Raw genomic sequence first — 9,955 nt, forward strand, 5'->3', positions numbered from 1 at the left:
CGGTTTATGAAATATGAGTGGATTGAATTTGATGCTTACGAGAGTTGGGAAAGCTTGGTTCAATATGTCGAAAAAGTCCTCAAAGGGTTTGGGGAAGACTATGTAATTAATTTTGGATAAGTACTTAGTACTCATTTTCATCCTCCGCTAGGTTATTTTGGGTATCAATAGCAGAGGCACAACCGTAATGAGCCACTAACCATTCATCTAAGTCGGCTCCTATAGATTTTAATAGGTTCGGATTTAAATCAATATGCAAGGTCTCTTGAGACCATTGGACTAATTGAGTGAGTAGAACTTTTCGAATTTTATTGAGTCGTCTAGAAACAGTGTATTGTTTGATATTTAGCGTTTCAGCTATGACTTCTTGTATACAGTTATCTTGATAGTAAAGTTTCAGTAACTGCTTGGAGTCATTATCTAAATTTTGTAATTCCTTAACAAGTATTTCATTGACTTGGGCACGCTGTAGAGAACGTTCTTTTGCCTCCTCTGCCTCAATTAACTCTGACAATGGTAAAGAGTGATCTTCATCCTTCAAAGTATCGAGCCACTCATCATTCTCATCATCATCTGACCGATGAACATTAGCTGATAGAACCTTTGGCTTCTGGTAAAGGCGAGCAGCTTTAGCAGAAGCGATTAGGATTTGGAAGACTTCATCAGGGTTAAGTGGAGGACTGGGCTGAGATATATAATTACCTTTTTCCTGATTGTAGTAGGCGCTAATAGATATAAGAGTTTCTCTGTCAGGTTCGGGCAATTGGCGTGTTACTGCTGCTTGTTGAGGGATGTAGAATTGGCGAAAGGCAGCAAAAACCAATAAATATTGTTCCACCATTAACGGAGATAGTCCTTCATTGGTTAAGGATTTTTGCATAGTGCGTGGTCCAGTCTTACGTAACAATGCCCAAGGAGTACAAATATCTATTTCATTGCGTTGTCGTAAAATCTCTTTCAGCAGAGATCTGAATGTAGTGCTGGCATATGCTTTAAAGTCTCTTCCTTTCTCAGTATCAAATCCATTTAATACTCGATCAAATTTAGTAAGAAGCAACTGAAAACAATCTTCTCTGCCATGATTAATCTTCTGGCCAAATTTTACAACAATGTTATCAGCGGCATCGTAACAGCATTCTTGAGCATAGGCTTGTAGATGCCCTTTAGCTGTTCTACTAGATTGCACTTGCCATTGTTGATGCCAGAATAATGCCCAAAAATTAGCTGAAGAACTACCAGAGGTTTGACCTGCCTGGGTCAAACAGCGTTCCATGCTCTGGCGAAATCGCACATCGCTTAACCATCGGCGAAACCTATCGCCATCGAAGACCAAAAATGCTGAGAACTGTTCTATTAAATCCGTCCTAGGACGCATAGGTCAATACCTCAAGTAGATACGCTCTAATTCCTGGAGGGAAAACAGTACTTCCCTTATTAGATAAGAATTCTTGCATGATTTTGTACAGTTTTTACCCATACAGGCTTAGGACTTAAATTTGTAAGACATAAACGGAGGTAAAGTCCTCTTTCTATGGAGGTTTCAGCGCATCTAAATATGTTAGTCATTCTGCAGCTGTTTTTACAAAAGTTTACCCATGCAAAAATGACGATGAGCAAAAGCAGATTACGAATTCCAGTTTTGAAGCAATCAGCCTCTACAAATCTCCCAACTATCTAAGATTTTATCTCGCAAAGTGCATAAGTCTCTAAAGAAGCACCTAGAGAGGAAGGAAGACGGCAACTAATGTGTGCTCTGTCTCTAAATAACCTTCATAAGGGGTTTTGATTGATGACATATCTTACGGCATATATAGCTTTGTATTCTCTGCTAGGCATTGTAGAGGATGAGCAATATCAGTAATGATGGTTGTCTTTGAGACGGTTATTTTGAAATTTTAAAGTCTGGAGTAACAAAAATCATGTCTGCCTTAGAAAAGAAGAACATTCTTGCGAAGCTAGGGATTATAAGTTGCCTGGTTTTAGGTAGTAGTCATGTAGCATTTGCAAGTCAATTACAAAGGTGGGCCAATAACTTTGGTTATGAGGCAGGAGGATGGCGTATCAGTCAGCACGTTCGCACTTTAGCGGATGTGAATGGGGATGGTAAGGATGACATTGTTGGTTTTGGCAATGCTGGAACATTTGTCTCCTTATCTACTGGTTCTAAATTTCAACCATACCAGATGTGGATTAAGGATTTTGGCCGCAATACAGATGCGGGTTCTTGGAATATTAGTCAGCATATTCGGACTTTAGCGGATGTGAATGGAGATGGTAAGGATGACATTGTTGGTTTTGGCAATGCTGGAACATTTGTCTCCTTATCAACCGGTTCTGGATTTGCGTCACCTCAAATGTGGGTGAATGACTTTGGTAATGAAGGAGGATGGCTCATTAGTCAGCATATTCGCACTTTAGCGGATGTGAATGGAGATGGAAAAGATGACATTGTTGGCTTTGGTAATGCTGGAACGTTTGTGGCTTTATCCACCGGTTCTGAGTTTGCATCACCCCAGATGTGGGTAAATGATTTTGGCTATGGGTCAGGAGAATGGCAGACAGATCAGCATGTTCGTACCCTAGCGGATGTGAATGGAGATGGAAAAGATGACATCATTGGCTTTGGTAATGCTGGGACGTTTGTGGCTTTATCAACGGGTACTGGGTTTAACTCACCCCAGATGTGGGTGAATGACTTTGGCCGTAACATTGATGCGGGTTCCTGGAATAGTAGTCAGCATATTCGCACCTTAGCGGATGTGAACGGCGACGGGAAAGACGACATTGTTGGCTTTGGCAATGCTGGGACGTTTGTGGCTTTATCAACGGGCACTGGATTTAACTCACCTCAGATGTGGGTGGATAACTTTGGTTATGAAACTGGAGGGTGGCGCATAAACCAGCATATTCGCACCTTAGTTGATGTAAACGGTGACGGGAAGGACGATATCGTTGGCTTTGGTAATGCTGGGACGTTTGTTTCCTTGTCCACTGGCTCTGGGTTTAACTCACCCCAGACGTGGATCAATAACTTTGGCCGTAATGCAGATGCAGGTTCTTGGGATATTGCTCGGCACATTCGAACGCTAGCGGATGTAAATGGGGATGGTAAGGGAGATATCGTTGGTTTTGGTAATACTGGCGTTTTTGTTATGACAAGCCCATAGAACCGATGGGAAATGCACCGGTAGCAGGACCACGATTTGTCATTGATTTCGAAGTTGACCAAAATGGTCATGATTATGACCATTTTGCAGCAACACAAATGGAGGATTGTTTAAAGGCTTGTGTAGGTGACTGTAATTGTAATGCTTTTACCTATGCAGGACGAGGTTATCAGCCCAATGTCTTCGATAATAGAAAGTCTCTCTGCTGGCTTAAGGATTGAGTCCTAGGATCAAAGCGTGGTACAGGTATGATTTCTGGTGTACAGCGGTAACAGTCTTTATGGATGGATGGGTTGTATGCTTCATCCATCCATAAAGTAACTCAAGGGAATCGTTGGACATAGGCTTTTCTTAGTGGAGTATATTACAACTCCCTTAATTGTGGTAGTTTTTTGTCATATATGGGTGAGGTAGAGCGCTATGGCTCCTATGAGTCTCAAAACAAGTCGTGCCAGCCGTATTTTGGAGACAGGCAAGGCTAAGTTATGGGCAATACTTATTGGTATCGACAACTATGTTGATGACCAGTTGCCTGATTTGGCCTACTCCGCTGCAGATTGTCAGGGAGTAGCTGATGCGCTAGCCGTTGCTACCCAATCATTTCCACGTAAAACGCTGATCGTCCATCACGATACGGCCAATAATTTACCAACGCTGTCAGCTGTCAGAGCTAACCTTGACAGAATAATTAATGATGCTGCAGAACAGGATACTGTTCTAATTTACTTTTCAGGTCACGGTTCCTTAACAGCAACGGATCAACAAATTTTTCTATGCTTTCAGGATACTGACCGTACTAATTTGCGAGAAACCGGTCTGAGTATGCAGGAATTACTCACGATTCTCAGTCATTGCGCAGCACGGCATCAATTAGTTTGGTTAGATGCCTGCCATAGTGGGGGATTATCGTTGAAAGGGGCAAGTAGGAATAACAAAGTTTTGTTAGATACCTACCAAAGTGACGATTTACCTTTACAAGGATCACGTAGAGACAACAGCATAATTTTAGAAAATCCTACGGTTCAACTGATGGATCTTTTGCGACAGAAAGCCAAAAAAAGTCAGGGCTTTTATGCACTTCTCTCTTGTGGTCAAGCACAACAATCATGGGAGTTTTCTGAGCTTGGTCATGGTGTCTTTAGTCATTACTTAATACAAGGATTATTGGGAGCTGCAGCAGATGAAAAGGGCGTTATTGAAGCTGACAAACTCTACAAATATGTTTATTACCAAACACTACGGTATATTGACGAAACAAACCGAAAAATTCGACTAAATAATCAACAAAAACGTGGGCAGGGCAGTTCTAAATTGTTCTCTGAATACCCCTGGCAAACACCTAAACGCATTGTTGAAGGGGTAGGTGAACTCGTTTTAGGGCTTAGATCGAACAATCTCGCAATGGGAGCCAATCGACCGGCCTTAATAATTGACGGTTTTGCCGATAGTACCTCAAGCCTAGACTTTGGAAAGCAACTACAAAAAGTGGGTGGATTTGACGTAACTTACTGTCCTCAGGTAGCCCAGGTATGGTCGGAGATTCCTCAAATTATTGAAAACCAATTTCAGGTCAATACATTAATTGGTTATTCAACTTCGGCAACTGGTTTACTGTATCTACGGGGGCAGATTTTGACAGAAGGGACCAATACTGCCCTACTTTTACGCGGCCAGCAATCTTTAGCACAATCTTGGTTGCGGCGAACCCTACGACGTTCCCATGTGCTTCAGCAAATTGTAATTTTGGACTGCCCTGGCGCAAACGATTTACAGGATTGGATTTCAGATCTCCAAGTTGACGATCAGCATGGTCAATGTTTGATTGCAGGTTCTTCTCCTCTAAGCAATCCAGATGCTTTTATACAAATTTTGCTAGAAACATTGAGTACAGAAGATCCAGAGTCAGCCTTTTCAGCTGCTAGTTGGGTGACAAAACTGCAAAAAAAGTTGAGTGGAACCGAGATACAGTTTTATAGCTGGCTGTCTCATTATCGAGGCGTTATTGAGATATTGCCGGGAGCGCGTGATAGTTATGCAGAGAAGCCTAATCTGGATTTGGGGCTTTGTCCCTATGTTGGGCTGAATGCCTTTACCGAAGATGATGCACGTTTTTTCTTTGGTCGTGATCATCTTACACAACAGCTAATTGAAGGAATTAGTCATCAAGCTTTTCTAGCTGTGGTTGGTGCATCTGGCAGTGGTAAGTCTTCAGTTGTTCAAGCAGGGCTCATGGCGCGCCTTCGTCAGGGGCATGATATCCCCAATAGTGAAAACTGGCAATTGTACAGTTGTCGTCCAGGGAATCGTCCATTAACGGCCTTGGCTCAGTGCTTGGTTGAGCCTGGCACATCACGGGAACAACAGTATCAGCAACAACAACAACTGGAAGGAATTTTATACCAAGGAGCAGAAGGGGTTGTGTACTGGTTAAGAAGCCAGCCTCAACCTGTTACTGTTCTGGTCGTGGATCAGTTTGAAGAGCTTTTCACCCTTGCGCCCTTAGAGGATCGAAAGCAGTTTCTTGCCTTACTCTTCGAGATATTGGAACAGGCGGCTGACCGGTTTAAGTTAGTAATTACTTTACGAGCTGATTTTATTGCATCTTGTTTGGAATATCCGCAATTAACGCAAGCACTGCAGCGCAATAGAGTTCTTGTACCACCTGTGTTGCAGTCTACTAATTATCAGCAAGTGATCGTTAACCCTGCTGAGGCAGTGGGCCTTGAGGTAGAGCCAGAATTAGTCGACAGCTTGCTCCAAGATTTGAGTCAAGGATTGGGTGATTTACCGTTATTAGAGTTTGTACTAACCCAAGTATGGGAGCAGCGTCAGCCAGGATTACTGACACTACAGACTTACCAACAGCAGGTGGGAGGGCTAAAAGGCGCACTAGAACGAAAAGCTCAGTCGATTTACGATGGCTTTGATGAGCAGGCACAGGCCTGTGTCCGTTGGATTTTTCTATCGTTGACTCAATTGGGGGATGGCACAGAAGATACGCGGCGGCGGATTGGCAAACAGGCATTGATGGTAAGTAAATATCCAGTAGAACTCGTTGAAAAAACACTACAGGTGTTAGTCAAGGAGAAATTAGTGGTTGTTAGTAGTGATTCACTGGCTAATCGAGAAGATAGCCCAGAGGGTTCAGGAGAAGCTACTATGGGTATAAAAGGTGGTCAGACTTTACTAGAGAGCCAGATTGTTGAGAGTTCTTATTGGAATGATATTCAAACTGATCTTGAAGAGTTGAAGGCTGAGACTACTGTTGAAGTTGCCCATGAGATTTTGATTCGACATTGGTCTACGCTGCGGTGGTGGTTAGATGAAAATAGAGACCGTTTGAGAGCCCAGCGTCAGCTAGAGGACGCTGCTCAACAGTGGATCCAGAATCAAGCAAAGCCTGAATATCTTCTCAGTGGAATTCGGTTAGAGGCGGCAGAAGATCTTTATATTCATTATACGGACGAACTATCTGCTGAGGCTCAACAGTTTTTTGAAGCTTGCCAAGAAGCACGTGAAGAAGCTAGACAGCAAGATAAGCGTAAGCTACGCCGCACTCGCATAACATTGGGGATTGTCACTGCGTTGGGTCTTGGTACATTGGCCCTTAGTGGTGTGGCCTGGAGGCAAAGTCAAAGAGCTATTGGGTCCAACATTAAAGCATTGAATACTCTTGCAGAGTCTCAGTTTTCGGAACACAAATCTTTGGAGTCTGCAATCAGCAGTGTCCAGGCAGGTCGACAACTAGAGCGATTAAGACCCTGGGTAGTTGGACCTCAGACTTATACTGATCTTCGGGTTCAAACCATTGCTACATTAATGCAAGTGATCCCTCAAAACTATGAACGTAATCGATGGACAGATCATGCTCAGGAAATTCATAGTGCTCGTTACAGTCCAGATGGACAATGGATTGCTTCGGCCAGTGGGAAAGAAGTATTTTTGCGAAAAAGTGATGGTACATCCCCACAAACACTATTTGGAAGCTCCGATAATCAATACATTACTGATATTGCCTTCAGTCCTGACAGTCAAAAACTTGCAATTGCTACCGGCAGTGGAGGACGGGTATGGTTCAGTAATTTAATGGCTGATGATGATAATAAACTGACTTGGAAGATTTCTAAAGAAGAGTCCCACTCGTTGCTTGTTGCGCATGATGTGGATGGTAATATTCAAGTCGCCTTTAGTCCTGATGGGGAATATTTAGCAACAGCTAGCGACAAAGATCAAGTAATAAAGCTCTGGGATGCCCAAACTTATAATCATGTCGGTATATTTGAAGGCCATAGCACTGGGGTCAAAGCCTTAACTTTTAGTCATGATGGTCAACAGTTAGCATCAGTTGATGTAGATAATGTGATAAGAAATTGGCAAGTTGAAGACCAGAAATTAGTTGGAACTCAAGGTAAATCTGGGTTGATTAACGACATCGTTTTCTCTCTAGATAAAAACCAGTTATTTTTCGCTAACGGTTACAGTATATATATCTGGAATTTATCGGAGAATGATATTATAGAGTTCGAAGAATTTGAATCATGGATCGAGGAAATTGCTATTAGCCCAAATGGAGCTTTTCTTTTATCTGGAGGTACTGATCCTAGCCACATCCAGATTACAAGAGTGGCAAACAAGAAGATCTTAGCGAATCTATCCAACTATGCATCTAGTCCTTTTAGTATAGACTTTTTCCCAGAGCAGAGCCCTTCGGATCTATTTCAGCATGGAGTAATCCATCAGAAAATAAACTTCCTGTCTGCTGGAGACGATGAAACTATTCGGCAGTGGGAGGCTCTGTTGTTGTTAGAACCTGACGACTCTTTTGTAGAATTTCCATCTATGTTTGGCTATAGCCCAGAGTTGAATATTTATGCAACAGGAGAAGAGGAAGGGGCAGTTTTCTTAAGTGAGCAAAATATCCATGACGCGGAAGTAGCAAGCATGACTATGCCTTCTGGGCATGTGTCCAACATATCAGCAATTGACTTTAGTCCCAATAGTAAATTGATCGCATCAAGCAATAAAGACGAAGCTTATACTATTCAGTTGTGGGATGTAGTAAAGAAAGAACCTAGAGGTAGTGACATTAGTCAACAATTTCAGGGACATCAAGAAAGAATAAATAGCCTGGACTTTAATCCTAGTACGACCAAATTAGCTTCTGGAAGTAAAGATTTGACAATACGCCTATGGAATCTTGATGGTCAACTTTTGAAAATCTTAGAAGGCCATCAAGAGAGTGTTAGGGTAGTGAAATTTAGTCCTGATGGTCAGCTTATTGCTTCTGGCAGTTCCGATGGCAGTATTAGACTTTGGAATTTAGAAGGTGAATGTCTGGAAGTGTTGTCTGCACATACTGGCGACGTTACAGACATTGCTTTTAGCCCCAATGGAAAATGGATGGTCTCCGCCAGTAAAGACCAAACTGTAAACTTGTGGCGCATCAGAGGCAACACGTTAGACTCAGAACCATTGAAAACTTTGACTGAACACTCTGGTAATGTTCGTGATGTAGAGTTTACTTATGATAGTCAGACGATCATGTCTCGAGATAACGAAGGCACAATTATGCTCTGGAATCTTAACAGTACCTCTCCAATAAAGACTGTTACACGTGATGATCCTCCGTCTAACTTACAATTTATATTTCGAGACGAGACAGGCATAAACTTTGCTAACCCTTATCCATTAATGGCAGCACTCAACGATCCATCGGCGTTAGCGAATTGGCTGAGTAAAGGATGTAATCAACTTAGTAGTTTTCTATTCACTCTTAATGAAACTGATGAGCGGAGTCAGGTCTGCCCCCGTGAATGAGTTTCAGAATAGTGGTAAATCGAGACCAAACTCTATCCCAACGGATAAATTTTCAGGATCAAGGGCATCATCGGACGATGAACCAAACTGATAGGCAACTAGACCAGTTACAAAAAGAGCTTGATTAATGCGATAGGTAACATCGGCTTTGAGTCGATGAATTGTATCAAAACGAGATATTTTAGTATAGTCATCGAGCGTGAGCTGATAGCCCAAAGCCGTTTCGACATTGGATGCCAAATTGTACTTTAGCTCTGTACCTAAGGTATGGCTTAGACGAGAACGATCTGTTGGATCAGCAAAGCGAGCTTTAAATTGGTAGAAAGGATTTATGTAAAGGTTTTCAGCTAGAGACTCTTTATACTCTAAGTTTAGATAAACTGAATTTTGTTGTAGAAGACGTTTATCATCAAGGTTAAAGCCTCTATTTTTCAGCTGAACATAATTCCATCCAAGTTGGCCAAATATTTTCTCATTTAATCGCTGACGAACGGCTGCGCCGAATTTCATCGTATCTGCATCGAAAACGGCCCCTCGAGAGAAACGAATAATTCCAGCTTCAGCTGAAGCAATCAATTGGGTACTAGATGTTAAATTTGGAGTAGCCTCTAAGGCAACGCTAGCTGTTGAGATATTATCACTAATTTCAGGTTCTTTCAGAGCAATACTAGAGTTAGTGAATGACGCAGTTCTTGCCTTCAACTGGACAATGGAGCTTGGCAGTTCATCGTTTTCATCATCTGCAGGGGTAAGAGGGATAACTTCACCTAGGCTATCACCTGATGTCTCTTCTTGCTCATCAATAGGCACCAGCGGCTCATCATTTCCATCATCAACAGAAGTAAGAGGATGTTTTAAAAGGTAGAGGGGTGTATCAAATCATGCCAGTCTCCTGAGCATCAAGCGAGTCATGGCAATATAAATCATGGCCTCAGATGATTCGGGTAAGCGTTCATAATCCTTACTCAGGC

The 9,955-nt window shown here is 42.3% G+C and carries 5 protein-coding genes and 1 pseudogene; 3 read left to right on the top strand and 3 right to left on the bottom strand.

Annotated elements, in window-relative coordinates:
• Positions 1 to 124 precede the first annotated feature (124 nt).
• Positions 125 to 1,375 (bottom strand): sigma-70 family RNA polymerase sigma factor, encoded by a 1,251-nt coding sequence (locus tag IQ260_RS21230; RefSeq protein WP_193995092.1) that lies wholly within the window; start codon positions 1,373 to 1,375, stop codon positions 125 to 127.
• Positions 1,376 to 1,919: 544 nt separating this feature from the next.
• Here IQ260_RS21230 and IQ260_RS21235 point away from each other — a divergent pair.
• From IQ260_RS21235 to IQ260_RS21245, 3 genes are all read left to right on the top strand, one after another.
• On the top strand, positions 1,920 to 3,167 hold the full coding sequence (locus tag IQ260_RS21235) for an FG-GAP repeat domain-containing protein (protein WP_193995093.1): 1,248 nt from the start codon (positions 1,920 to 1,922) through the stop codon (positions 3,165 to 3,167).
• Between the two features lie 5 nt (positions 3,168 to 3,172).
• Complete coding sequence (locus IQ260_RS21240; protein WP_193995094.1) at positions 3,173 to 3,388, top strand: PAN domain-containing protein; 216 nt, start codon at positions 3,173 to 3,175, stop codon at positions 3,386 to 3,388.
• Positions 3,389 to 3,587: 199 nt separating this feature from the next.
• Entirely contained in the window at positions 3,588 to 8,984 is a 5,397-nt protein-coding gene (locus tag IQ260_RS21245; RefSeq protein WP_193995095.1) for an nSTAND1 domain-containing NTPase, read from the top strand.
• A 3-nt stretch (positions 8,985 to 8,987) separates the two neighbouring features.
• Here the strand turns inward: IQ260_RS21245 and IQ260_RS31740 are convergent, their stop codons facing one another.
• Both IQ260_RS31740 and IQ260_RS21255 read right to left on the bottom strand, forming a co-directional pair.
• Positions 8,988 to 9,794, bottom strand: coding sequence for an outer membrane beta-barrel protein (locus IQ260_RS31740; protein ID WP_193995096.1), 807 nt, complete (start codon positions 9,792 to 9,794; stop codon positions 8,988 to 8,990).
• Between the two features lie 69 nt (positions 9,795 to 9,863).
• A pseudogene (locus tag IQ260_RS21255) lies at positions 9,864 to 9,955 on the bottom strand (IS5/IS1182 family transposase); the annotation flags it as partial.

This window comes from Leptolyngbya cf. ectocarpi LEGE 11479, from assembly GCF_015207065.1.
Lineage (GTDB): Bacteria > Cyanobacteriota > Cyanobacteriia > Phormidesmidales > Phormidesmidaceae > Leptothoe > Leptothoe ectocarpi.